General features: G+C 70.1%; 22 protein-coding genes and 1 tRNA gene. 13 read left to right on the forward strand and 10 right to left on the reverse strand.

Annotated elements, in window-relative coordinates; genetic code table 11:
* Positions 1 to 18 precede the first annotated feature (18 nt).
* Positions 19 to 1,122, reverse strand: coding sequence for an ABC transporter ATP-binding protein (locus AVW09_RS01775; protein WP_063256374.1), 1,104 nt, complete (start codon positions 1,120 to 1,122; stop codon positions 19 to 21).
* A gap of 213 nt (positions 1,123 to 1,335) precedes the next feature.
* On the opposite strand from AVW09_RS01775, the gene AVW09_RS01780 reads away from it, so the two are divergent.
* Together AVW09_RS01780 and AVW09_RS01785 are read left to right on the forward strand one after the other, a co-directional pair.
* Complete coding sequence (locus tag AVW09_RS01780) at positions 1,336 to 2,295, forward strand: DsbA family protein (protein WP_063256375.1); 960 nt, start codon at positions 1,336 to 1,338, stop codon at positions 2,293 to 2,295.
* A gap of 35 nt (positions 2,296 to 2,330) precedes the next feature.
* Positions 2,331 to 2,403 (forward strand) — tRNA-Thr (locus AVW09_RS01785).
* 421 nt (positions 2,404 to 2,824) lie between these two features.
* Here AVW09_RS01785 and AVW09_RS01790 read toward each other — a convergent pair.
* Positions 2,825 to 4,732, reverse strand: coding sequence for an amylosucrase (locus AVW09_RS01790; RefSeq protein ID WP_082822761.1), 1,908 nt, complete (start codon positions 4,730 to 4,732; stop codon positions 2,825 to 2,827).
* 82 nt (positions 4,733 to 4,814) lie between these two features.
* On the opposite strand from AVW09_RS01790, the gene AVW09_RS01795 reads away from it, so the two are divergent.
* The gene (locus AVW09_RS01795) at positions 4,815 to 5,756 is read left to right on the forward strand and encodes a DMT family transporter (protein WP_063256376.1); all 942 of its coding nucleotides are present in this window, start codon (positions 4,815 to 4,817) and stop codon (positions 5,754 to 5,756) included.
* Positions 5,757 to 5,769: 13 nt separating this feature from the next.
* Here the strand turns inward: AVW09_RS01795 and AVW09_RS01800 are convergent, their stop codons facing one another.
* Together AVW09_RS01800 and msrB are read right to left on the reverse strand one after the other, a co-directional pair.
* Positions 5,770 to 6,339, reverse strand: a complete 570-nt coding sequence (locus AVW09_RS01800; RefSeq protein WP_063256377.1) for a nitroreductase family protein — start codon at positions 6,337 to 6,339, stop codon at positions 5,770 to 5,772.
* On the reverse strand, positions 6,336 to 6,755 hold the full coding sequence (gene msrB, locus AVW09_RS01805) for a peptide-methionine (R)-S-oxide reductase MsrB (protein WP_063256378.1): 420 nt from the start codon (positions 6,753 to 6,755) through the stop codon (positions 6,336 to 6,338). Before msrB ends, AVW09_RS01800 begins: the two co-directional genes overlap by 4 nt.
* A 72-nt stretch (positions 6,756 to 6,827) precedes the next feature.
* On the opposite strand from msrB, the gene AVW09_RS01810 reads away from it, so the two are divergent.
* The 5 genes from AVW09_RS01810 (at position 6,828) to groL (ending at position 10,835) form a co-directional block, all read left to right on the forward strand.
* Positions 6,828 to 7,820, forward strand: a complete 993-nt coding sequence (locus AVW09_RS01810; RefSeq protein ID WP_063256379.1) for a DUF2332 domain-containing protein — start codon at positions 6,828 to 6,830, stop codon at positions 7,818 to 7,820.
* A gap of 9 nt (positions 7,821 to 7,829) precedes the next feature.
* On the forward strand, positions 7,830 to 8,084 hold the full coding sequence (locus AVW09_RS01815; RefSeq protein ID WP_063256380.1) for a DUF3263 domain-containing protein: 255 nt from the start codon (positions 7,830 to 7,832) through the stop codon (positions 8,082 to 8,084).
* A 35-nt stretch (positions 8,085 to 8,119) separates the two neighbouring features.
* Complete coding sequence (locus tag AVW09_RS01820; RefSeq protein WP_063256381.1) at positions 8,120 to 8,704, forward strand: LytR C-terminal domain-containing protein; 585 nt, start codon at positions 8,120 to 8,122, stop codon at positions 8,702 to 8,704.
* Positions 8,705 to 8,836: 132 nt separating this feature from the next.
* The gene (locus AVW09_RS01825) at positions 8,837 to 9,040 is read left to right on the forward strand and encodes a cold-shock protein (protein WP_022877418.1); all 204 of its coding nucleotides are present in this window, start codon (positions 8,837 to 8,839) and stop codon (positions 9,038 to 9,040) included.
* A 175-nt stretch (positions 9,041 to 9,215) separates the two neighbouring features.
* The gene (groL, locus tag AVW09_RS01830) at positions 9,216 to 10,835 is read left to right on the forward strand and encodes a chaperonin GroEL (RefSeq protein WP_063256382.1); all 1,620 of its coding nucleotides are present in this window, start codon (positions 9,216 to 9,218) and stop codon (positions 10,833 to 10,835) included.
* Between the two features lie 116 nt (positions 10,836 to 10,951).
* Here groL and AVW09_RS01835 read toward each other — a convergent pair whose 3' ends face one another.
* The 5 genes from AVW09_RS01835 to AVW09_RS01855 all read right to left on the reverse strand — a co-directional run bounded on the left by AVW09_RS01835 (position 10,952) and on the right by AVW09_RS01855 (position 17,206).
* Entirely contained in the window at positions 10,952 to 12,664 is a 1,713-nt protein-coding gene (locus AVW09_RS01835) for a sensor histidine kinase (protein WP_231901732.1), read from the reverse strand.
* 88 nt (positions 12,665 to 12,752) lie between these two features.
* A complete protein-coding gene (locus AVW09_RS01840; protein ID WP_022877421.1) occupies positions 12,753 to 13,445 on the reverse strand; it encodes a response regulator transcription factor in 693 nt (230 codons plus the stop codon).
* Between the two features lie 70 nt (positions 13,446 to 13,515).
* Positions 13,516 to 15,165: a DNA repair helicase XPB gene (locus tag AVW09_RS01845; RefSeq protein ID WP_063256384.1), complete on the reverse strand. Its 1,650-nt coding sequence runs from the start codon at positions 15,163 to 15,165 to the stop codon at positions 13,516 to 13,518.
* A gap of 48 nt (positions 15,166 to 15,213) precedes the next feature.
* A complete protein-coding gene (locus AVW09_RS01850) occupies positions 15,214 to 16,935 on the reverse strand; it encodes a helicase-associated domain-containing protein (protein WP_063256385.1) in 1,722 nt (573 codons plus the stop codon).
* A gap of 1 nt (position 16,936) precedes the next feature.
* Positions 16,937 to 17,206 (reverse strand): hypothetical protein, encoded by a 270-nt coding sequence (locus AVW09_RS01855; RefSeq protein WP_063256386.1) that lies wholly within the window; start codon positions 17,204 to 17,206, stop codon positions 16,937 to 16,939.
* A gap of 106 nt (positions 17,207 to 17,312) precedes the next feature.
* Here AVW09_RS01855 and AVW09_RS01860 point away from each other — a divergent pair, with 106 nt between their 5' ends.
* Together AVW09_RS01860 and AVW09_RS01865 are read left to right on the forward strand one after the other, a co-directional pair.
* Complete coding sequence (locus AVW09_RS01860) at positions 17,313 to 17,696, forward strand: cold-shock protein (RefSeq protein WP_026095562.1); 384 nt, start codon at positions 17,313 to 17,315, stop codon at positions 17,694 to 17,696.
* Positions 17,680 to 18,375, forward strand: coding sequence for a DUF3027 domain-containing protein (locus AVW09_RS01865; protein WP_082822752.1), 696 nt, complete (start codon positions 17,680 to 17,682; stop codon positions 18,373 to 18,375). The genes AVW09_RS01860 and AVW09_RS01865 overlap by 17 nt, the downstream gene beginning before the upstream one ends.
* 105 nt (positions 18,376 to 18,480) lie before the next feature.
* Here the strand turns inward: AVW09_RS01865 and serC are convergent, their stop codons facing one another.
* A complete protein-coding gene (gene serC, locus AVW09_RS01870; RefSeq protein WP_022877427.1) occupies positions 18,481 to 19,602 on the reverse strand; it encodes a phosphoserine transaminase in 1,122 nt (373 codons plus the stop codon).
* A 96-nt stretch (positions 19,603 to 19,698) separates the two neighbouring features.
* Between serC and AVW09_RS01875 the strand changes: the two genes are divergently transcribed.
* From AVW09_RS01875 to AVW09_RS01885, 3 genes are all read left to right on the forward strand, one after another.
* Positions 19,699 to 20,397 carry a metal-dependent transcriptional regulator gene (locus tag AVW09_RS01875; RefSeq protein WP_063256387.1) on the forward strand — a complete coding sequence of 233 codons (699 nt, stop codon included), beginning with the start codon at positions 19,699 to 19,701 and terminating at the stop codon, positions 20,395 to 20,397.
* Between the two features lie 308 nt (positions 20,398 to 20,705).
* Positions 20,706 to 21,617, forward strand: coding sequence for a M23 family metallopeptidase (locus AVW09_RS01880; protein ID WP_063256388.1), 912 nt, complete (start codon positions 20,706 to 20,708; stop codon positions 21,615 to 21,617).
* Between the two features lie 339 nt (positions 21,618 to 21,956).
* On the forward strand, positions 21,957 to 22,454 hold the full coding sequence (locus AVW09_RS01885; RefSeq protein WP_022877431.1) for an HNH endonuclease: 498 nt from the start codon (positions 21,957 to 21,959) through the stop codon (positions 22,452 to 22,454).
* Positions 22,455 to 22,497 lie beyond the last annotated feature (43 nt).

The following is a 22,497-nucleotide window of genomic DNA, read 5'->3' on the forward strand; positions in this document are numbered from 1 at the left end:
GCCGCGACGGTGCGTAGATCAGGCCGAAGCGATGGCCTTGTCGGTGAGGCGCTCGCCCGACTCGAGGTCGAAGACGTGCACGTGACCGGGGACCGGCGCCAGAACGACCGTCTCGCCCGCGTTGGGGTGACGGCGGCCGTCGACGCGCGCCACGATGTCGGTGCGCTTGCCGTTGATGTCGGTGTGACCGTAGAGGTAGCCGTCGGCGCCGAGCTCCTCGACGAGGTCGACGACGACCGTGAGGCCCTTGCCGTCGGCCGGGGCGACCTGGATGTCCTCGGGGCGGACACCGATGGTGACCTCCGATCCGTGCGCCTTGCCGATGACGTCGGCCTCGACGGGGACGACGAGGTCGCCGAAGCGGACGCCGCCCTCGGCCAGGTCGACCGGGAACAGGTTCATCGCGGGCGAGCCGATGAAGCCGGCGACGAAGACGTTCTTCGGCTTCTCGTACAGGTCGCGCGGGGTGCCGACCTGCTGGAGCAGACCGTCCTTGAGGACCGCGATGCGGTCACCCATGGTGAGGGCCTCGGTCTGGTCGTGCGTGACGTAGACCGTGGTGACGCCGAGGCGGCGCTGCAGCGACGCGATCTGCGTGCGGGTCTGCACGCGGAGCTTCGCGTCGAGGTTCGACAGCGGCTCGTCCATGAGGAACACCTGGGGCTGACGCACGATCGCGCGGCCCATGGCGACACGCTGACGCTGACCACCCGAGAGGGCCTTCGGCTTGCGAGTCAGGTACTGCTCGAGGTCGAGGAGCTTCGCCGCCTCGAGGACGCGAGCGGCACGCTCTTCCTTGCCGACGCCGGCGATCTTCAGGGCGAAGCCCATGTTCTCGGCGACGGTCATGTGCGGGTACAGCGCGTAGTTCTGGAAGACCATCGCGATGTCGCGGTCCTTCGGGGGGACGTCGGTGACGTCACGGTCGCCGATGAGGATGCGGCCGGAGTTGACCTCTTCGAGGCCGGCGAGCATGCGCAGCGACGTGGACTTACCGCAACCGGAGGGGCCGACGAGGACGAGGAACTCGCCGTCTCCGACCTCGAGGTTGAGCTTGTCGACCGCCGGGCGAGTGCCTCCGGGGTACAGACGGGTTGCGTTGTCAAAGGTGACGGACGCCATTTCTTCTTCTCCTTCACCGGCAGGTACGTGCCGGACGATCCGTAGTGAATGGAATGAACGGGGGCGACCCCGAGCGCGCGCGACAGTGAGCGCAGGGTCAGTATCGCACGTGTCTGGTCATTTCTCAGCCAGGCTTACTACCATCGATCCTCGTTCGCCTACCCGTGCGTTCCCATCATCGTCAGCGGCATCCGTCCGCGCCCGAGAGGTCCCATGTCCAACGACCAGACGCCGAATCTGCCCGCCGAGAACGCCCGCCGCGAGGCGGTGCGCGAGAAGGCGCAGCAGGTCAAGGCGCGGCAGACCCGGGCGCGGATCGTGCGCCGGACGCTGCTGGTCGTCGGCGCCGTCGCGGTCGTGGCCGTGGGCGCCGCCGGCGTGACCTACGCGCTGTCCTCGCGCGATGGACGTTCGCAGGCGCTTCCGGATGCCGCCTCCGACGACGGTTTCGTCGTCACGGCGGCGACCGGCATCGCCGACCCGCGCGCCGATCAGACCGTCGACGGCAACGCCTCCGCTCTGGCGGCCGAGGCCACGCCCACCCCGACTCCGACGCCTACCCCGTCGCCGACCACCACCGCCGCGCCGGTCGACATCCGCGTGTACGTCGACTATCTCTCCAGCGAGGCGCGGGAGTTCCAGCTCGCCAACGCCGAACAGCTGTCGAAGTGGGTGTCCCAGGATGCCGCTTCGCTCACGTACTACCCGGTGGCGATGCTCACCTCGAAGTCGAATGGCACCAAGTACAGCCTCCGCGCCGCCGGTGCCGCGGCCTGTGTCGCGACCCACGCCTCGGACAAGTTCTTCGCGTTCAACCACGAGCTGCTGATCAACCAGCCGCCCGTCGACTCCGACGGTTACAGCGACGAGAAGCTCGCCGACATGGCGCAGGGCGCGGGCGTGAGCAACCCCGACACGGTTCGCCAGTGCATCGAGGACGAGACCTACACCGCGTGGGCCAAGGCCGCGACCGATCGCGCGATCAAGGGCCTGCCCGACACCAAGGGCCAGGCGCTGACCGCGACCCCCACGGTCCTCGTCAACGGCACGCCGTACGTCGGCCGCATGGACGACCCGAAGGAGTTCGCCCAGTTCGTGCTCACGGTCGACAGCAACGCCTACTACTCGACGGCCACCCCCACCCCGACGCCCACCCCGACCTCCGCGGGCTGAGGTCTTTCGCGCCGCGCCGATAGACTGGCGTTCTCGCCGGCTTGGCGCAATTGGTAGCGCACCGTACTTGTAATACGGGGGTTGCAGGTTCAAGTCCTGTAGCCGGCACTCTCGTGGCGACGCCACGTCGATGCATGCATCGGCAGGGATGACACCCGGTCCCGCCGGCGCCGCTGATGCCCGCGCGCAGGGGCCCTCTCGCTCGCCCCGGTGTGTTTTCCCGGGGCGGATCCTGGCGGCCCGGTCGGCCGACGCGATGACGTGCGGGGTCGTCGACGAATCACACGACCGCACAAACGTCGCCCGATGTCAATCGGCCCGTCCTGTCACCAAGCCCACACAGAATCGCCCGCGGGGCAAAGAACGAGATTCATGAGCGAGGCGCAACGCATCACCTGGGACACCATCGAAGGATCGTCGGACCATGAACGCGACCTCGGACGGTGGATGTTTCCCGACGTCGATCTTCGGCACGTCTCGCTCGTTCAGTGCCGTGTGAATGGCGAGATGCTCCGAGACGGACGCTGCGTCAGCGCAGCTCCACCCGCAGCCACAGCACCCCGTGCGCCGGAACCGTGAGCCCGCCCGCGAGGGCGACCGGTTCGTCGGCGATGAGGTCGATGGCATCCGGTTGCAGTCCGGACAGCGTCAGCGCCTCGATCTCGACCGCGTGGTCGGCGACGTTGGCCAGCACGAGGACCGCCGCGCCGGTGTCGCCCGGACGGAGGAACGCGACCAGCGAGTCCACGTGGGCGTCGAACGCGATGAGCTCGTTCCCGGCGAGCTCGGGCGTCGACCGGCGGACGTCGATGAGCCGCGTGAGCCGTGAGAAGACGCGACCGGCGGGGGTCGTGGCATCCCCCCGGTCCGCGTAGTTCTGCTCGGGGCGGTGCGGGCGGTGCACCCACCGGCTGTCGCCGGCCTCGGCGCGATTGCGGCGATAGGAGTAGTCGTTGAGCTGGGCGACCTCGTCGCCCAGGTAGAGGAGCGGGATGCCGCCAGTGGACAGCGCCAGGGCGTGCGCGAGGATCACGCGGTCCTCGCCACCCGCGTCGCCGGCCTCGATCCCGGCGAGGGAGGCCGTCGTCCCGGTGATGCGGGCGTCGCCGGTGCGCGGGTTCTCCTGGAACGGGACGCCGCGCGAGAACGACCCTTCGACCCGCCCGACGTAGAAGTCGTTGAGGAACCGCCGGTGGGGATACCCCTGGATGCCGAGTTCTTCCGCATCTTCGTCGGCGAACGTCCACCCGATGTCGTCGTGACTGCGCACGTAGTTGACCCACGAGGTTCCCTCGGGGAGGGCGTGGCGGCGCTCGAGCGCCTGCTGCAGGAGACGTCCGTCGCGCGTGGCGAGCGCCTCCCACGTGAGCGCCATCTGCAGCGGGTTGTACGACAGCTGGCATTCCTCGGGGGAGATGTATGACACCACCTCGTCGGGGTGCACGATCGCCTCGGACTTGAACAGGAGACTCGGGGCCGCCATGCGCAGCACCGCGTTGAAAGCCTGCAGAAGAAGGTGCGCTTCGGGCAGGGACTCGCACGTCGTGCCGAGCCGCTTCCAGATGAAGGCCACGGCATCCATCCGCAGGATCTCCACGCCCTGGTTCGCGAGGAACAGCATCTCGCCCGCCATCGCCTCGAACACCGCGGGATTGGCATAGTTCAGGTCCCACTGGAAGTGGTAGAAGGTGGCCCAGATCCACCGGCCGTCCGGCAGTTGGACGAAGGAGCCGGGGTGGTCGTCGGGGAAGATCTCGCGCGTCGTCCGCTCGTAGGCGTCGGGCATCTCGCGGTCGGGGTAGATGAGGTAGAAGTCCTCGAAGCCGGGCTCCCCGGCCACGGCCTTCTGCGCCCACTCGTGCTCGTTGCTCGTGTGGTTGAAGATGAAGTCGACCACGAGCGAGATTCCCGCCCGGCGCAGATCCGCGGCGAGGTCGGCGAGTTCGTCCATCGTGCCGAGGGCCGGGTTCACGCGCCGGTAGCTCGACACCGCGTAACCGCCGTCGCTGTTGCCCTCGGGGCTCTCGAACAGCGGCATGAGGTGCAGGTACGTCAGCCCCAGCTCGCGGAAGTACGGGATGGAGTCCCGGATGCCACGGAGCCCACCGGCATACCGGTCGACGTAGCAGACCCCGCCCAGCATCCGTTCGCTCTCGAACCAGTCCGGTTCGCTCGCGCGGTTCCGGTCCACGTCCCTGAGCTCCTCGGGGCGGGCGTGCCACGATCGGCGGGCGAGGTCGACCACGGATGCCAGCCGCTCGACGCCGTCCGGCCGGTCGCCGTACAGGCGCAGGAACAGGTCGTGCAGCCGGGGGAGATGGAGTTCGACGCCCGCGAGGAACTCGCGATCGGCGCGCGCGGCGGTCAGCTGGGACAGGATGCCGGAGACGTCGTCGGGACCGGAGCTGAGGTGAGGCACGCGGAAAGCCTCGCGCATCCGGGCGCCGGGGTCCACACCGGCGCGCGGGCACGTACGATCGACGACGGCCCTCGACGGCAGCGGCCGGGGGAGAGGGCCCATGTCTCACCGACGATCACCGGGGATCGCCGTGCTCGGGGCCGTGCTCATCGGGGCGCTCACCGCGCTGCAGGCGCGCGTGAACGGATCGCTCGGCGGCGAACTCGGCGACGGGGTGCTCGCGGGCGGGATCTCGTTCGGGTCGGGGCTGGTCGTGGTGCTGATCATCGCCGCGGCGCTGCCCGCGGGCCGTGCCGGGCTGGCGCGGCTGGTCGCGGGGGTGCGCGAACGCTCGATCCCGGCCTGGATGCTGTTCGGCGGTGCCGCGGGGGCCTTCACCGTCGCGTGCCAGGGCCTCGCCGTGGCCACGATCGGCGTCGCCCTGTTCACCGTCGGCTTCGTCGCGGGCCAGAGCACCGGCGGCCTGCTCCTCGACCGGTTCGGCCACGGACCCGCCGGCGTGGTGCCGGTCACCGTCCGCCGGGTCGTCGGCGCGCTGCTCGCGCTCGCCGGTGTGGCGGTGTCGCTCGCGGGAGACCGGGTGGGCGGCATCCCGGTCTGGATGCTCGTCGTCCCCGTGATCGCCGGCGCGGGTGTCGCGTGGCAGCAGGGAACGAACGGTCGCCTCCGACTACGGGTGCAGAGCCCGCTGGCGGCGACGGTCGTGAACTTCGCGGGCGGAACGGCCGTCCTCATCGTCGCGGCGCTCGTGCACATCGTCGCGGTGGGCGCCCCGCGAGCGCTGCCCGCCGACCCGTGGCTGTACCTCGGCGGCGCGATCGGCGTCGTCTACATCTTCTTGTCGTCGGTCATCGTCCAGCGCACCGGCGTGCTCGTGCTGGGGCTCGGGTCGGTCGTGGGGCTGCTCACGACCTCCGTGATCCTGGATGCCGTCTGGCCCGCGCCCGCGGCACCGCCGGTGGCCGTGGCCGTGATCGCGGCCGCGGTGGCGATCAGCGGCGTCGTCGTCGCGGCTGTGCCGTGGAGGCGACGAGCGGGCTGACCGCCGCCGCGGATCAGAGGCGGGTCTCGTCGACCTTCCGGCGCTTCTTGCCACCCGGCAGACGCGAGATGTGCTTCGCGGCATCCACGGTCTTCCGTCGGACGGGACGGGACCGTACCGGCTTCCCGCCGACGTAAAGCCATCCCAGCAGCACTTCGCCCTTGGCCAGGCCGTGCGCCTTCGCGAGGACGCGACTGCGGGTGTTGTCGTCGGTGCGCCAGAACACGCCGAAGCCCGCCTCGTCGAGCGCCAGGCTGAGCATGTGCGCGACGCCCGAGGCGACCGCTTCCTGCTCCCATGCGGGGATCTTCTTCGACCGGAGGTCGGCGACCACGGCGATGATCAGCGGCGCGCGACGCGGCTTCGACGACAGGCCCTTCTTGCCGTCGGCCTTGTTCAGCGCGCGGGCGAGGACGTCACGGTCGGTGCCGCGGATCTCGATGAGCCGCCACGGCCGCAGGGACTTGTGATCGGCCACGCGACCGGCGGCGGCGACGAACGCCTCCAGCTCGGGGCCGGTCGGGGCGAGGTCGGTGACCTTCGACCACGACCGGCGGTCGCGCATCGCCTCCAGCGCGCTCATGCCTCGTCAGTGGGCGCTTCGGCGGGGGTGAAGCTCAGCGACAGCGAGTTCATGCAGTAGCGGTCGCCGGTGGGCGTGCCGAAGCCGTCGGGGAAGACGTGACCGAGGTGCGAGCCGCAGTTCGCGCAGCGGACCTCGGTGCGCTGCATGCCGTGGCTGTTGTCCTCGAGCAGCTCGACCGCTTCCGGTCGTACCGACTCGTAGAAGCTCGGCCACCCGCAGTGCGAATCGAACTTCGTGCCGCTCTGGAACAGCTCGGCACCGCACGCGGCGCACGTGTAGAGGCCGGCGCGGCTCTCGTCGAGCAGCTCGCCGGTCCAGGCCCGCTCGGTGCCGGCCTGGCGCAGGACCGCGTACTGGTCGGGCGTGAGCTCTGCCCGCCACTGGTCGTCGGACTTTTCGACGGCGTAGGTCATGGATGGTCTCCTTCGTCCCCTCCATTCTCTCGTGTCCCGAGGACACGGTGCCCGTGGCGGCATAATCGCCGAGTGGACCAGGATGCCGTGACCGCCGTCGTCGACCGCTACGGGCGCTTCGCGCGCGACGAGGCTCCGGGACGTTCTCCGGTGTACGAGGCGTGGGCGCGGCGGGTCACCGCCGATCCGGACGTCGCGGCGGTCCTCGCACGGATCCCCGACACGCATCGGCAGCCTCCGCTCGTCTTCGCGGTCATGCGCCTGCTCGGCGCTCCGCTGGTGACCGGGGACCCGTGGGCCGCGTGGGTCCTCGCCCATGCGGACGCGATCGTCGCGGAGTCCGGGCGGCGCTCCGTGCAGACGAACGAACCGCTGCGGTGCGCCGCGCTGCTGCCCGCGCTGTCGCTCATCGACGGGCCCATCGCGCTGATCGAGATCGGCGCGAGCGCGGGGCTGTGCCTGTACCCCGACCGCTACTCGTACCGTTTCCGTTCAGCGAACGGCGTGGTCACGCGCCTCGACCCGACGGACGGGCCGAGTGCGGTGGTCCTGGAGTCGGACGTCGACGGCGACCCGCCGCTGCGCCTCCCTCAGATCGTGTGGCGAGCGGGCATCGACCTGCAGCCGCTCGACGCCCGCGACCCCGGCGACCGCGCGTGGCTCACCGGGCTGGTGTGGCCGGGGGAGGAGGGCCGCCGTGAGCGCATCACGGCCGCCCTCGACATCGCCGCCGCCGATCCGCCGCTCCTCGTCGCCGGTGACGGGGCCGCGGCGCTGCCGGCGCTCGCGGCTCTCGCCCCGCGCGATGCGACCCTGGTCGTGACGACCCCGGGTGTCCTCGCCCACGTTCCGCGCCGCCATCGCGGTGCAGTGATCGACGCCGCCCGCACCGCGGGGAGATGGGTGACCCTGGATGCCGCCGGCCTCCACGACGCCTGGAACGAGACGCCCGAGCTGCGGCCCGGCGGGTTCGCGCTCGCGCTGGACGGGGAAATCCTCGCCAGCGTCGATCCGCTCGGGGCATGGGTGGCGTGGCATCCGGGATCCGCGACCCTCGCGCAGTAGCGTGACGGCGTGGCTCTCTCCGACCGTGATCGTGCATTCCTCGTCTTCGAGGGCGAGTGGCGTCGGCACGGAGGTGCGAAGGAAGAGGCGATCCGCGCGGAGTTCGGCCTCGCGCCGGCCCGCTATTACCAGCTGCTGGGGCGCCTGCTCGACGATCCCGAGGCGCTGGCCGCGGACCCCATGCTCGTGCGACGCCTCCGCCGTCGCCGCGACGAGGCCGCGCAGCAGCACCGCGCGCGGTTGGGGCGCGCTGCCGCCCACTGAGGGTCGCCACAGAATCCGACCGATAACATCGTCCAATGCCCAGATCGACCTTCCCTCGGGATCGCTTCGACGACCTTCCGGCCGAGGGGGGTCGCGTCGGCGCCCACCGGGCTCAGCGTCCGCGTTCCCGCGGCTGGGTCGTCTTCTTCTGGGCCCTCCTGGCGACGGTCGTCCTGATCGTCGTCGGCGTCTTCGGCGTTCTGGTGGCATCCGGTCGCATCTCGCTCGGCGGTGAGGCCGAGCCGACCCCGACCGCCACCGAGACCACCCCGGCCGCCATCGACACGTCGTACTCGGTGCTCGTGCTCAACGGCACCGGGAACGCCGGGCTCGCCGGCGAACTTCGCGACCGGATCGTCGCGCTCGGATGGTCAGGTGACGCGGTGCAGACGGGGGACTCCGACACGACCGATTTCGCGACGACGACCGTCTACTACCGCGGTCCTGAGGATCAGGAGGCGGCGCGCGGGCTGGCCGACGCGATCGGCGGAGCGGAGATCGCGCAGAGCGACTTCCTGCAGCCCACGGACGACCCGAACACGTCCGGGGACGAGAGCGCGGAGAAGCGTCTTGTCGTGGTCATCGGCCTCGATCGCGCGTCGGCCCAGCCCACTCCCTGACCCTCGTTCCGCAGCGTGTTTCCGCGGCGTAAAAAGTTGGCTGCCGCCGTGTCAACAATGCCCGCCCGGGCCGGAACGGCGCGGGTCCGCGTGCTTACGATGACCTCGTCGTTCAGCAACAGGAGAGTTCGCATGGCCCAGGGCACCGTCAAATGGTTCAACGCCGAGAAGGGGTACGGCTTCATCACCGTGACCGACGGCCAGGACGTCTTCGTCCACTACTCGAACATCGAGATGTCCGGCTTCCGGGTCCTCGAGGAGGGTCAGGCCGTCGAGTTCACGGTCGGGTCCGGCCAGAAGGGTCCTCAGGCCGAGTCGGTCCGCCTGATCGCCTGACCTCCTTCCGCTTCGCACACGCCGCGGTCCCCGCTCTCGGGGGCCGCGGCGTCGTCGTGCTCCGGGCCCTGCGCGTGGCTTGCACTCCCCAGGGGCGAGTGCCAGAATGAGTTAGCACTCGCTTTCGTCGAGTGCCAAATCTGGAAGTCACCCGTCCGGGAGGGACGACACACTTATGGCAAAGATCATCGCTTTCGACGAAGAGGCCCGTCGCGGTCTCGAGCGCGGCCTCAACACCCTGGCCGACGCCGTCAAGGTGACCCTGGGCCCCCGCGGTCGCAACGTCGTGCTCGAGAAGAAGTGGGGCGCCCCCACGATCACGAACGACGGCGTCTCGATCGCCAAGGAGATCGAGCTCGACGACCCGTACGAGAAGATCGGCGCCGAGCTGGTCAAGGAGGTCGCCAAGAAGACCGACGACGTCGCCGGTGACGGAACGACCACCGCGACCGTTCTCGCCCAGGCGCTCGTGCGCGAAGGCCTGCGCAACGTCGCGGCCGGTGCCGACCCCATCTCGCTCAAGAAGGGCATCGAGAAGGCCGTCAAGGCCGTCACCGACGAGCTGCTCGCCTCGGCCAAGGAGGTCGAGTCGAAGGAGCAGATCGCCGCGACCGCGTCGATCTCAGCCGCCGACCCCGCGATCGGCGAGCTCATCGCCGAGGCCATCGACAAGGTCGGCAAGGAGGGCGTGGTCACCGTCGAGGAGTCCAACACCTTCGGCACCGAGCTCGAGCTCACCGAGGGCATGCGCTTCGACAAGGGCTACATCAACCCCTACTTCGTCACCGACCCCGAGCGCCAGGAGGCGGTCTTCGAAGACCCCTACATCCTGATCGCGAACCAGAAGATCTCGAACATCAAGGACCTTCTGCCCATCGTCGACAAGGTGATCCAGGAGGGCAAGGAGCTCCTCATCATCGCCGAGGACGTCGAGGGCGAGGCTCTCGCGACGCTCGTGCTCAACAAGATCCGCGGCATCTTCAAGTCGGTCGCCGTCAAGGCTCCCGGCTTCGGCGACCGTCGCAAGGCGCAGCTGCAGGACATCGCGATCCTCACCGGCGGCCAGGTCATCACCGAAGAGGTGGGCCTCAAGCTCGAGAACGCCACCGTCGACCTGCTCGGCCGTGCGCGCAAGGTCATCATCACCAAGGACGAGACGACCATCGTCGAGGGCGCCGGTGACTCCGCTCAGATCGAGGGTCGCGTGACCCAGATCCGCCGCGAGATCGAGAACACCGACAGCGACTACGACCGCGAGAAGCTCCAGGAGCGCCTCGCCAAGCTCGCCGGCGGCGTCGCCGTCATCAAGGCGGGTGCGGCCACCGAGGTCGAGCTGAAGGAGCGCAAGCACCGCATCGAGGACGCCGTCCGCAACGCCAAGGCCGCTGTGGAAGAGGGTGTCGTCGCCGGTGGTGGCGTCGCGCTCATCCAGGCCGGCAAGACCGCGCTCGCGAACCTCCAGCTCTCGGGTGACGAGGCCACCGGTGCGAACATCGTCCGCGTCGCCATCGAGGCTCCGCTCAAGCAGATCGCGCTCAACGCCGGTCTCGAGCCGGGCGTCGTCGCCAACAAGGTCTCCGAGCTCCCCGTGGGTCACGGCCTCAACGCGGCGACCGGCGAGTACGGTGACCTGTTCGCACAGGGCATCATCGACCCCGCCAAGGTGACGCGCTCCGCGCTGCAGAACGCCGCGTCGATCGCCGGTCTCTTCCTCACGACCGAGGCCGTCGTCGCCGACAAGCCCGAGAAGGCCTCGGCTGCGCCCGCCGACCCGACCGGTGGCATGGACTTCTGATCCCCGCCTAGGCACGAAAGAACGCCCCCTCCTTCGGGAGGGGGCGTTCTTTCGTGTCCGAGCCTGCTGACTTCGGGCGAATGTCCGCTCACACGCATGTGCCCGAAGTCGCGGGACTAGTCGTCCGTGGCCTCGGGGCTCAGGGCCTCCGGAAGGCGCTCCAGCGGCTGCGTCGTGATGAGCGCGTGCTCGCTGGCATCCCGGCGCTCCGCGAGCGGCAGCGAGACGCGGAAGGTGGCACCCCCGCCGGGCGTATCCGTCACCTCGACCGTCCCGTGCAGGAGGTCGACGATGGATGCCACGATCGACAGGCCCAGGCCTGACCCGCCCGTCTCGCGCGTCCGCGACGTGTCCGCGCGCCAGAACCGTTGGAAGATCTGCTCGCGGATCTGCTCGGGGACGCCCTCGCCGTGGTCGATGACCTCGATCCACCCCATGTCGGTGGCGGCATCCACACCCACGCGCAGGCCGATGGGGGAGTCGTCCGGCGTGAATCGGCGGGCATTGCCCAGGAGGTTCGCGACGACCTGACGCACGCGGTTCTCGTCGCCGAGAACGATGGGCGCGAGGCTCGGCATGCGCTGGGGTCCCGACGAGGCGTCCCTCTCGTGCGTATCCGCCTCGGCGCCCGCGGTCGTGTCGCCCGCGTCGCGGCGACGACGCAGTCGCGAGAGCGTCGCTCCGGCGATCGCCATCGCCGACGTCGTGGGTGCCGTGCGACGACGGCCGGATGCCGAGGCCGCCCCCTCCGCGGGCTGTTCGGCGTCCAGCGTCATCACGGGCAGGATGATCGCGGCGCGACTCGTCGTGTCGTCGACCGTGACCTCGCGCTGCGGGGACGTCACGCGCAGATCGAGGGCGGCATCCTTCGCGATCGGCCGCAGATCGAGCGTCGTGATCGCGACGTCGCGCCGTTCGTCGAGGCGGGCGAGCGCGAGGAGGTCCTCGACCAGGGCGCCCATCCGGATCGCTTCCTTCTCGATGCGCTCCATCGCCTGCGCGACGTCCTCGTCGGAGCGGATCGCCCCCATGCGGTACAGCTCGGCGTACCCGCGCATCGTGACGAGGGGGGTGCGCAGCTCGTGGCTGGCATCGCCGATGAACCGCCGCATCTGACGCACCGTGGCATCCCGCTGGTTGAGGGCACCGTCGATGCGGGCGAGCATCGCGTTGATCGCGGTCTTGAGGCGACCCACCTCGGTGTCGGGGACGATGTCGGTCAGTCGCTGGCTGAAGTCGCCCGCCGCGATGTCCATGGCCGTCGTCTCCACCTGACCGAGACTGCGGAACGTCAGCGTCACGAGCGCGCGCGTGAGCAGGGCGCTGGCGATGAGGATCAACAGGGCGACGAACCCGTAGATGCCCACGTACGCGGCGACGATCCGGTCGGTCGGCGCGAGCGGCTGGATCACCATCTGGGTGTACACGCCGTTGTAGCCGGGGAGCACGAGCTGTCCTACGCGCGCGAGGAAGTGCTGACCCGAAACGGGGTCCTCGAGCTCGATGCGCCGGTCGACCTGGCTGTAGGTCTGCTCGACCGTGAACGTGTCGGGGAGCTCGGGCACGGTCTTCATCGCCGTGCCGTTGTAGAACGCCTTCCGGGCGCCGTCCGGGGCGTAGACGGCGACCATCGAGCCGATCTGCGGGGCGTTCTCGACCTGCGTGAACCGCGGCTCGCCGTCGACCTGGTCGGTGACGAAGATGCTGTTGGCGATGTTGCCGGCGGCCTGCTGCCCCAGCTGTTCGTCGAGGTTGTTGATGAGGGTGGTGCGCAGGAACACCAGGGTGCCGATGCCCGCGGCGATGAGCCCCACCGCCAGCAGGGTCACTGTGACGCCGGTGACCTTCGTGCGAAGGCTCAGCCGGCGCCACCAGTGCGTCAGGGCATCGTCGGATTTCTCCAGGATCGCGCTCCGCTCAGGCGCTCTTGCCGGACTTCAGCATGTAGCCGAAGCCGCGCTTGGTCTGGATGAGGGGCTCGGAGGAGTGCGGGTCGATCTTGCGGCGCAGGTACGAGATGTAGCTCTCCACGATGCCCGCGTCGCCGTTGAAGTCGTACTCCCACACGTGATCGAGGATCTGCGCCTTGGAGAGCACGCGGTTGGGGTTCAGCATCAGGTAGCGGAGCAGCTTGAACTCCGTCGGGCTCAGGTCGATCGAGACGTCGCCGACGCTGACGTCGTGCGTGTCCTGATCCATCGTGAGCTCGCCCGTGCGGATCACGGACTCCTCGTCCGCCTGCATCGTGCGGCGGAGGATGGCCTGGATGCGCGCGACGATCTCGTCGAGGCTGAAGGGCTTCGTGACGTAGTCGTCACCGCCCGCGTTCAGGCCCGTGATCTTGTCCTCGGTCTCGTCCTTCGCGGTGAGAAAGAGGATCGGGGCGGTGTAGCCGGCCCCGCGGAGGCGCTTCGTGACGCTGAACCCGTTCATGTCGGGGAGCATCACGTCGAGCACGATGAGGTCGGGTTCCTCCTCGAGGACCGCGGAGATGGTCTGCGCGCCGTTGGCGACGGCCCGGACCTGGAATCCGGCGAAACGCAGGCTCGTGATGAGCAGGTCGCGGATGTTGGGTTCGTCGTCGACGACGAGGATGCGCGGTGCTGTCATGCGCCCCATTATCGTGACTCCACTCAGGGAAGTGCTGGATGTCGCGAGAAACGCCGCGTCCTGATAGGGCTCAGGCGGCCGCGGCGCCGATTCCCTCGGCATCCAGGATCGTGTAGGCGTAGCCCTGTTCGGCGAGGAATCGCTGACGGTTCTGCGCGAAATCCTGGTCGACCGTGTCGCGCGCGATGAGCGTGTAGAAACTCGCCGTGTGCCCCGACTGCTTGGGTCGGAGCAGACGTCCCAGACGCTGCGCCTCCTCCTGGCGAGACCCGAACGACCCCGACACCTGCACCGCGACGGAGGCCTCGGGGAGGTCGACCGAGAAGTTCGCGACCTTGGAGACGACGAGCAGCGAGATCGAGCCCTCGCGGAAGGCCTGGAACAGCTCCTCCCGCTCCGTGACGGGGGTGGCGCCCGTGATCTTCGGCGCGTTCAGGGCGTCCGAGAGTTCGTCGATCTGGTCGAGGTACTGCCCGATCACGAGCACGCGTTCGCCCGGATGCCGATCCACCAGGCGCTTCACGACGTCGATCTTCGCGGGCGCGGTGGCCGCCAGGCGGTAGCGCTCCTCGTCGGCCGCGGCCGCGTACTCAAGGCGTTCGTCGGCGGGGAGGTCGATGCGGACCTCGTAGCAGGCGGCGGGGGAGATGTAGCCCTGGGCCTCGATCTCCTTCCACGGCGCGTCGAAGCGCTTGGGGCCGATGAGGCTGAAGACATCGCCCTCGCGGCCGTCCTCCCGCACCAGGGTCGCCGTCAGTCCGAGGCGGCGACGCGCCTGGAGATCGGCGGTGAGCTTGAACACGGGCGCGGGCAGCAGGTGCACCTCGTCGTAGAGCACCAGGCCCCAGTCGAGCGCGTCGAGGAGGGCGAGGTGGGCGTACTTCCCGCCGCGCTTGGCGGTGAGGATCTGGTACGTCGCGATCGTGACCGGCTTGATCTCCTTGGACTGGCCGGAGTACTCGCCGATCTCCTCGGGGGTCAGGCTCGTGCGGCGCAGGAGCTCGTCGCGCCACTGGCGGGCGCTGACGGTGTTGGTGACGAGGATGAGCGTCGTCGTGCGGGTCTCGGCCATCGCACCGGCGCCGACGAGCGTCTTGCCGGCGCCACAGGGAAGGACGACGACGCCGGAGCCGCCCTCGGAGAAGGACTCGACCGCCTGGCGCTGGTACGGGCGCAGCTTCCAGCCGTCCTCCGCGAGATCGATCGGGTGCGGGGTCCCGGGCGTGTACCCGGCGAGGTCCTCGGCCGGCCAGCCGATCTTCAGCAGCTCCTGCTTGATGTGGCCGCGGGCCCACGCGTCGACGGTGTAGCTGTCCGGGGTGGGGTGGCCGATGAGCAGCGGCGAGATGCGCTTGTTGCGCGACACCTCGCCGAGAACCGCGGGATCGGTCGAGCGCAGGACGAGCGCCCCCTCCTCGTCGCGTTCGATGACGAGCCGGCCGTAGCGCCCGACGGTCTCGCGGATGTCGGTGCTCACCGAGGCCGGGACCGGGAAGCGCGACCAGCGGTCCAGCGTCTGGAGCATCGCATCCGCATCGTGCCCGGCTGCCCGGGCGTTCCACAGGCCGAGGCGCGTGATGCGATAGGTGTGGATGTGCTCGGGGGCGCGCTCGAGCTCGGCGAAGACCGCGAGCTCGTGCCGCGCGGTCTCCGCGTCGGGATGCGCGACTTCGAGGAGCACCGTGCGGTCGCTCTGGACGATGAGGGGGCCGTCAGCCATAGCGTTCGATTCTACCGGTGCGCCGGGGGCGGCGTCGTCGCCGGTCGCTCAGGAGACGGGGCTGACGGAGTCGATGTGCGACAGCGGGAGGGTGCGCTCCACGTCCGCGGCGCGGTCCCTGCCGCGCAGGCGCCCGCCGCCGAGACCCGTCGCCTCCAGCCGGAAGACGCGCGCGGAACCGTCCGGAAGGCGGACGGTGACGTCGACCACGGCGCGGGCGCGCACCGCCTGGTCGAGTTCGCGCTCCAGCCACGCGGCATCCGAATCCTCGCCCCCGGCCCGCAGCCGGGCGATGAGCGGCGCATAGACGGCGGTGGGCGTCTCGTGCGTCTCCGCGGCGGCGAGCCGCGCGCGGTCCACCGCGCGAGGGCGGCCGTCCTCGTCGACCGCGACCGCGGGGTACCGGGCGTCGGTGAGCGCCCAGAAGACGACGTCGGCGGCGACGTGCGTGATGAGTTCGTCGCCCGACCGGGTCAGGGCCACGGAGCGGAGCGACGTGTCGACCTCCATCGAGCGCCGCAGAGTCTCGTCGTCGGTACGGACGGTGGTGAGACCGGATGCCGTGTCGGCGGTGACCCGCACGCGACCATGCTCGGCCGAGGTGCGCTCGATGACGTAGGCGAGCGGCTGCGGGAGCCCGGTGAGCGAGATCCCGGTCAGGAACTCGCGCAGGCTGTCCGCCGTCTCGCCGCCCGTGATGGCCGCGCCGATCGTCGCGGCGCTGAACCGGTAGCTCGAGGCCTGCGCGCGCGACTCACGCGCCGCCATGCTGCGCAGCCGTACATCGAGGTGCGGGGCGAGCGGTCCCGGCGCGATGGCCGTGAGGTCGTTCTGCAGGTAGACGCGGTCCACCTCGGGCGGCAGCAGCGCGCTGAGCGCCGACACGTCCACGTCGCCGCCCTCGGAGAGTCCCCGTCCCCACGGGGGAACGGCGCCGCGGTCGTCCAGCAGCCCCCAGGCGCGGAGGCGGTGCGTCCACCGTGCGGCGCGTTCGGGCCCCGCGGGATCGAACGGGGTCGCGGTGGACCAGGTGGCCTGTGGCATCCATCCGCCGTCCGGCCTGCGGTAGGCGCGAGGGAGCGCGTCGCGCAGCGCTCGGGCGGTCGTCGCCCACCGTTCGAGGGTGGGCAGTCGCAGCCACGCGCGACCGGAAGCCGTCACGAGCCATGCGCGACCGTTCGTGCCGAGGAGCCCGGTCCGCGCGGCCATGCCCACGAGCAGGTCGGCCTCCTCCGGAGTCGCGGCGGCTCCGGAATCCACAAGCCGGCGTCGCTCGCCCGCGCCGAGCGAACCCGAGCCGATGCGTCCGAGCGGAGCCTCCAGCGTCAGCAGGAGGACGTCCGCCAGTGCGGCGGCGTGGGTGAACGCCGACTCGGCCGCGGCGGCGTCGTCCGACGCCGGGACCTCGGCGGTGGCGGGGGCGTCAGGGAGTCCGTCGGCGGCGGCCTCGCGGACCGCCGTGGCGACCACCGCGTACGGCAGCCCGTCCGCGTCGACGAGGCCGCGTCCGCGCAGGGCCTCGCGGGCGTCATCCGGGACCGGGATGCCGTCGACCGCCGCCGCGATGAGGGCGTCGGCCTCCGCGCGGTCCAGGAGGGGGAGGGCTCGAGCGACGGAGGCGGGATCGAGGAGGGCGTCCGCGGCGTCGAACATGTCGCGCCACGTCGCGGACTCCGACACGTGGCGATCCGCGAGGAGAGCGGCCAGGACCCCGTCGTCGAGAGCGCTCAACGAGACCGCCAGCGCACGTTGGTCGGAGGTCTCGGGCACGTCAGCGTCCCCTGTTGGCGCGTGCCCTTCGCACGAAACTCATGATGAGCACGGCCATCATCATGAGAAAGGCGATCGGGAGCGCGACCAGAGGCAGCACCACGATGGTCGGCCAGATGCCTTCACCGAAGTTCGTGACACCGGCGGGCCGCGCGAGGATCACGACGAAGAAGCACACGATCGAGAGGATGCCCAGCCCCAGCGACATGAAAGCCAGGATGCGATCGATGCGACGGATCGGGACATCGCCGTCGGGGGTGCGCGTGCTCATCGTCGTCAGCCTAGCGCCTGGCGGGCGTGCCGTAGGCTGAGGGGCCGGGATCCGATCGGGTTCCGCGTTCCGCCGCGCAATCGCGCACACACTCAGCGAGGTGTCCATGCCCACCGGCAAGGTCAGGTTCTACGACGAAGAGAAGGGCTTCGGCTTCGTCACCACCGATGACGGCCAGGACGTGTTCCTGCACGCCACCGCCCTGCCCGCCGGGACACCCGCCCCCAAGGCCGGCACGCGTCTGGAGTTCGGCGTCGCGGACGGCAAGCGCGGGCTCCAGGCCCTCTCGGTGCGTGTGCTCGAAGCTCCCGTCAGCATGGCGAAGCGGTCCCGCAAGCCCGCCGACGACATGGCGATCATCGTCGAGGACCTCGTCAAGCTCCTCGACGGCATCGGCGGCGACCTGCGCCGCGGTCGCTACCCCAGCGGCGCGCATGCCAAGAAGATCGCTGCGGTCCTGCGCAAGGTCGCCGATGACTTCGAAGCCTGAGCCCGTCGCCGACGAGCGACTGCTCCACGCACACGACCTCGCGCTCTCGGCGCTCCGGGAGATCACCCCGGCCGACACGATCGGACCCCCGGCGGGCCACGTCGTGGAGGCCGACGACGTCGTCTCGCTGCGGTTCCACACGCGCCTCGCGGGATACCCGGGCTGGCACTGGACCGTGACGATCGCCGTTGTGGAGGACTCCGAGCCGACGGTTCTCGAGGCGGAGCTGCTGCCGGGTGAAGGCGCGCTGCTCGCCCCGGACTGGGTGCCGTGGGCGAAGCGCCTCGCGGAATACCAGGCGGCTCAGGCCGCCGCAGCCGCCGCGGGTGAAGCGTCCGACGACGACCTGGACGATCAGGACGACCTGGACGACGAGGACGACGACGACCTGGACGACGAGTCCGACGACGAGGATTCGGACGACGACGAGGACGACGAGCCGAAGGCGCGGTTGCACGCGGGCGACCTCGACGGCGTCGACATCGACGAACTCGACGACTCGGCGGACGACGAGGACGACGACTCCGACGAGGAGGACGACGACTCCGACGAGGAGGACGACGACTCCGACGAGGACGATGACTCCGACGACGACTCGGATGAGGACGATTCCGACGAGGAAGACGACGACTCGGACGAGGACGACTTCGACGACGACGAGCACGAACGCAGCTACTGAATCGCGTACACCCGTCGCTGACGGCGCCGGTTTCGGCATCCGGGTCCGCTCTGAACGACGGAAGCCGCCCCGCGGCGGCGGGACGGCTTCCGGTGCGATGCGAGGTCAGGCCTGCGGCAGGCGCTCGATCGTGTAGTCGATCGCGCCGATGAGGCGTCGGACGTCTTCCGGCTCGATCGAGACGAACGTCGCGATGCGCAGCTGGTTGCGGCCGAGCTTGCGATACGGCTCGGTGTCGACGATGCCGTTCGCGCGCAGACTCTTCGCGATCGCCGCAGCATCGATCGAGTCGTCGAAGTCGACCGTGACGACGACGGGGGAGCGGTCGGCGGGATCGGCGACGAACGGCGTCGCGACCTCGCTCGCCTCGGCCCACGCGTAGAGAGCCGAGGAGGACTCCGCCGTGCGGGCACCGGCCCAGCTGAGGCCGCCGTTGTCGAGGATCCAGCCCAGCTGCTCGTCGAGGAGGAGGAGCGTCGCGAGCGCCGGAGTGTTCAGCGTCTGCTGCAGCCGCGAGTTGTCGACCGCGTTCTTCAGGCTCAGGAACTCGGGGATGTACCGACCGGATGCCGCGATGCGCTCGATCCGCTCGATCGCGGCCGGTGACACCGCCGCGTACCAGAGGCCGCCGTCCGAGCCGAGGTTCTTCTGCGGCGCGAAGTAGTAGACGTCTGCCTCGGCGACGTCGAAATCGATGCCGCCCGCGGCGCTCGTCGCGTCGATGACCGTCAGGGCTCCGGCATCCCCGTGCACGCGCGTGACGGGTGCGGCGACGCCCGTGGAGGTCTCGTTGTGCGGCCACGCGTACACGTCGATGCCCTCGACGGCCTCGAAGGCGGCCCGGGTGCCCGGCTCGGCGCGGCGCACGTCGGGTGCCTGCAGCCAGGGCGCGGCGGCCGCGGCGGCGAACTTGCCGCCGAACTCGCCCGACACCAGATTCTGGCTGCGGTTCTCGATGAGACCGAAGGCCGCGGCATCCCAGAATGCCGTCGACCCGCCGTTGCCGAGGAGGATCTCGTACCCCTCGGGCAGACGGAACAGCTCGGCGAGGCGCTCGCGCGTGCTGGCGACGAGGTTCTTCACGGGCGCCTGGCGGTGCGAGGTCCCGAGGATCGAGGCGCCGCGGGTGACGAGCGCTTCGAGCTGCGCACCGCGCACCTTCGAAGGGCCGCATCCGAAGCGTCCGTCGGTGGGCAGGAGGTCGGCGGGAAGGTCCACGTGCGGCATGCGTCGATTCTAGGGCGGGGGTCGGACGCGACCGGCGCGTGTGTCGGACGGGGTCGGTAGGCTGGGAACACCGCCACGACGCCCGAGGACTGCTGAATGACCGATCTCATCGACACCACCGAGATGTACCTGCGCACGATCCTCGAGCTCGAAGAGGAGAACATCGTCCCCCTGCGCGCGCGGATCTCGGAGCGTCTGGGGCACTCGGGTCCCACGGTGTCGCAGACCGTCGGCCGGATGGAGCGCGACGGTCTCGTCGTCGTCTCGGAGGATCGGCGTCTCGAACTGACCGGCGACGGGCGTCAGAAGGCCGTCGACGTGATGCGCAAGCACCGTCTCGCCGAGCGCCTCCTCAGCGATGTGATCGGTCTCGACTGGGCCTACGTCCACGACGAGGCCTGCCGCTGGGAGCACGTCATGAGCGAGCAGGTCGAGCGCCGCCTGGTCGAGCTCCTCGGCCACCCCACCGAGTCGCCGTACGGCAATCCGATTCCGGGCCTGGACCAGCTCGGCGACGTCGCGAGCGCCACCTTCGAAGAGGGTGTCGTCGGACTCGTGCGCAAGCTGACGGATGCCGGTGAGCCCATCTCCGGCACGGTTCGCCGTCTCGCCGAACCGGCGCAGGTCGATCCCGAACTGCTGCAGCAGCTCAAGGCGGCCGGCGTCCTTCCCGGCGCGCGAGGGAACTACCGCTTCAACGAGGGCTACGTCCTGGTCGAGATGGACGGCGTCGAGGACGGACTCGAGCTGCCGGTCGAGGTCGCCTCGCACATCTTCCTCGTCGACGAGGCCTGAGCCGCGGGGCGATCGCGCCCCCGGAGCGACTCGACGCGCGCGGCGATCGGGCGCGGGTGACGCACGGTGTCGCCGCGTGACGGCCGGAGACGTCGCAACCCGGCCATCGCCTGCACGCGGGGGTACCAGGCGTGACAGTTTCGTTATGTTCGGGTAGCCTCGAAAGGTCCACAGGCGAGAAGCCCGCCGTCGGACCCCTCGCGGTTTGCCTCACCGGCTCGTCGTCCGCAGAGGGTGAAGCCCGCACATCGCGCCCACAATCGAGTGCTGACGAGCCAGCGTATGAACGCAGAGGCGCCGGAGGAAACTTGGCTGAACACACCGATTCCGTCGCGGACCTGCCCGAGGTCCCCGCAACGGGTCAGACTCGAAAGAGCGCGCGCGCCGCGGTCACCCGGCCCGCCGCCCGCCCCCCGCGGAAGCCCGCTGTCGCGTCGTCGACGGTCTCGCGTACCGCTCCCACCCCCAACTCGTCGTCGTTCCGGCGGAACACGAAGCCGCTGCGCAGCGCAGTGATCCTGTCCATGGTGGCCGGGCTCGTCGCGACGGTGGCCATCCCCGCCTATGCCGCATCGCTGCCCGCGGCCGAGACCATGACGCTGCAGGAGATGTCGGCCCCCGACAACCAGTCGCTCGTCGTCGCCTCGAACGCGAACGCCGAAACCCTGGATCGCAGCAGCTACTCCGCCACCACGGCGGAGGAGATCCAGAAGAAGAAGGATCAGGAGGCCGCCGCGGCGGCCGCCGCCGAGCGCGCCCGGCAGCTCGCGGCCAGCGCCAACGTCGCCGTCTCCTCGATCAACCTGAACATGACCGCACCCGGCTCCGGCGAGGTGCGCTGGCCCCTGACCAGCTACGTCCTCGGCCGCGGCCTGTGGGACTCGGGCTACCACCAGGGCGTCGACATCCTCGCGCCGCAGGGCCAACCGATCTTCGCCGCTGCCGCGGGTGTCGTTTCGGTGTCGTCCGAGAGCTACGGCGGCTACGGCGTGGGCATCGTCATCGAACACGTCATCAACGGCCAGAAGGTGACCACCACCTACGGCCACATGACCTACGGCAGCCGCCAGGTCCAGGCAGGCCAAACGGTCGCCGCCGGGCAGCTGATCGGCCTCGTCGGCTCGACCGGCAGCTCGACCGCCAACCACCTGCACTTCGAGGTGCACATCAACGGTTCCGTGGTCGATCCGTACGCCTGGCTTCAGCAGAACGCGGGCTGATCACCGCATCACAGACGGCGTGCCGGAGACGATCGTTCTCCGACACGCCGTCTGTCGTTTCCCTGTGGAGCGGACCCCGGGCGTGTCGCGGTGGGTTAGCCTGTTCGCGACGTCGGGAGAACCGAAGGGAACGCTGATGGACACCATGCCTCACATCCGCACCATGGATGCGCTCGGGCTGCTCGTCCTTCGGCATCGTGTGAGCGGATGCCGCGGCCTCACCGCGACTTCTGGGGCGCTGTCTGCATAGACGGCGCCTTTTTTCATGCCCCAGCGCCTCTTCCACCGTCGCGAGTCGAACATCCGAGAAGCCGTCTCGGCCATTCGAGAGGAAACGGAATGCGCACACTGGTGCTGAACGCGGGCTACGAACCGCTCGCCGTAGTGTCGTTCAAGCGGGCCCTGGTGCTCGTGATGAACGAGAAGGCCACCGTCGTCGAACGTGTGGACGGCGATCCCGTCTGGGCGGCGGCGGGGACGTACGATCGCCCGGCGGTGATCATCCTCACCCGCTACGTCCGCGTGCCCGGCGCGCGCCGCGTGCCGGTGACCCGCCGCGGGGTTCTGCGTCGGGATGCGCACCGCTGCGCCTACTGCGGGAAGGCGGCGTCGACCATCGACCACGTGCTTCCCCGGTCGCGCGGAGGCAAGGACACGTGGGAGAACCTCGTCGCGTGCTGCCTGCGCTGCAACAACGTCAAGGGGGACCGCACGCCCCAGGAGATGATGTGGGAGCTGCGCCTGATCCCGGGGCCGCCGCACGGGTCGTCCTGGACAGTGCGCGGCGTGGACAAGTCCGACCCGCGGTGGGAGCCGTACCTGGCGCTCGCGGCCTGAGGCGTCGCCCTCCGCGATGGCGGGGGGGGGGGGGGGGGGGGGG

Origin of the sequence: Microbacterium sp. T32, from assembly GCF_001619615.1 — a bacterium.
Taxonomy (GTDB): Bacteria; Actinomycetota; Actinomycetes; order Actinomycetales; family Microbacteriaceae; genus Microbacterium.

Bases quoted from the DNA above. Each gene is read 5' to 3' on its own strand.
- AVW09_RS01790 (WP_082822761.1), bottom strand. From the start codon at position 4,732: ATGCGCGAGGCTTTCCGCGTGCCTCACCTCAGCTCCGGTCCCGACGAC.
- AVW09_RS01800 (WP_063256377.1), bottom strand. From the start codon at position 6,339: ATGAGCGCGCTGGAGGCGATGCGCGACCGCCGGTCGTGGTCGAAGGTC.
- groL (WP_063256382.1), top strand. From the start codon at position 9,216: ATGGCAAAGATCATCGCTTTCGACGAAGAGGCCCGTCGCGGTCTCGAG.
- AVW09_RS01825 (WP_022877418.1), top strand. From the start codon at position 8,837: ATGGCCCAGGGCACCGTCAAATGGTTCAACGCCGAGAAGGGGTACGGC.
- AVW09_RS01860 (WP_026095562.1), top strand. From the start codon at position 17,313: ATGCCCACCGGCAAGGTCAGGTTCTACGACGAAGAGAAGGGCTTCGGC.
- AVW09_RS01775 (WP_063256374.1), bottom strand. From the start codon at position 1,122: ATGGCGTCCGTCACCTTTGACAACGCAACCCGTCTGTACCCCGGAGGC.
- AVW09_RS01875 (WP_063256387.1), top strand. From the start codon at position 19,699: ATGACCGATCTCATCGACACCACCGAGATGTACCTGCGCACGATCCTC.
- AVW09_RS01885 (WP_022877431.1), top strand. From the start codon at position 21,957: ATGCGCACACTGGTGCTGAACGCGGGCTACGAACCGCTCGCCGTAGTG.
- AVW09_RS01840 (WP_022877421.1), bottom strand. From the start codon at position 13,445: ATGACAGCACCGCGCATCCTCGTCGTCGACGACGAACCCAACATCCGC.
- AVW09_RS01795 (WP_063256376.1), top strand. From the start codon at position 4,815: ATGTCTCACCGACGATCACCGGGGATCGCCGTGCTCGGGGCCGTGCTC.
- msrB (WP_063256378.1), bottom strand. From the start codon at position 6,755: ATGACCTACGCCGTCGAAAAGTCCGACGACCAGTGGCGGGCAGAGCTC.
- serC (WP_022877427.1), bottom strand. From the start codon at position 19,602: ATGCCGCACGTGGACCTTCCCGCCGACCTCCTGCCCACCGACGGACGC.
- AVW09_RS01845 (WP_063256384.1), bottom strand. From the start codon at position 15,165: ATGGCTGACGGCCCCCTCATCGTCCAGAGCGACCGCACGGTGCTCCTC.
- AVW09_RS01855 (WP_063256386.1), bottom strand. From the start codon at position 17,206: ATGAGCACGCGCACCCCCGACGGCGATGTCCCGATCCGTCGCATCGAT.
- AVW09_RS01865 (WP_082822752.1), top strand. From the start codon at position 17,680: ATGACTTCGAAGCCTGAGCCCGTCGCCGACGAGCGACTGCTCCACGCA.
- AVW09_RS01820 (WP_063256381.1), top strand. From the start codon at position 8,120: ATGCCCAGATCGACCTTCCCTCGGGATCGCTTCGACGACCTTCCGGCC.
- AVW09_RS01780 (WP_063256375.1), top strand. From the start codon at position 1,336: ATGTCCAACGACCAGACGCCGAATCTGCCCGCCGAGAACGCCCGCCGC.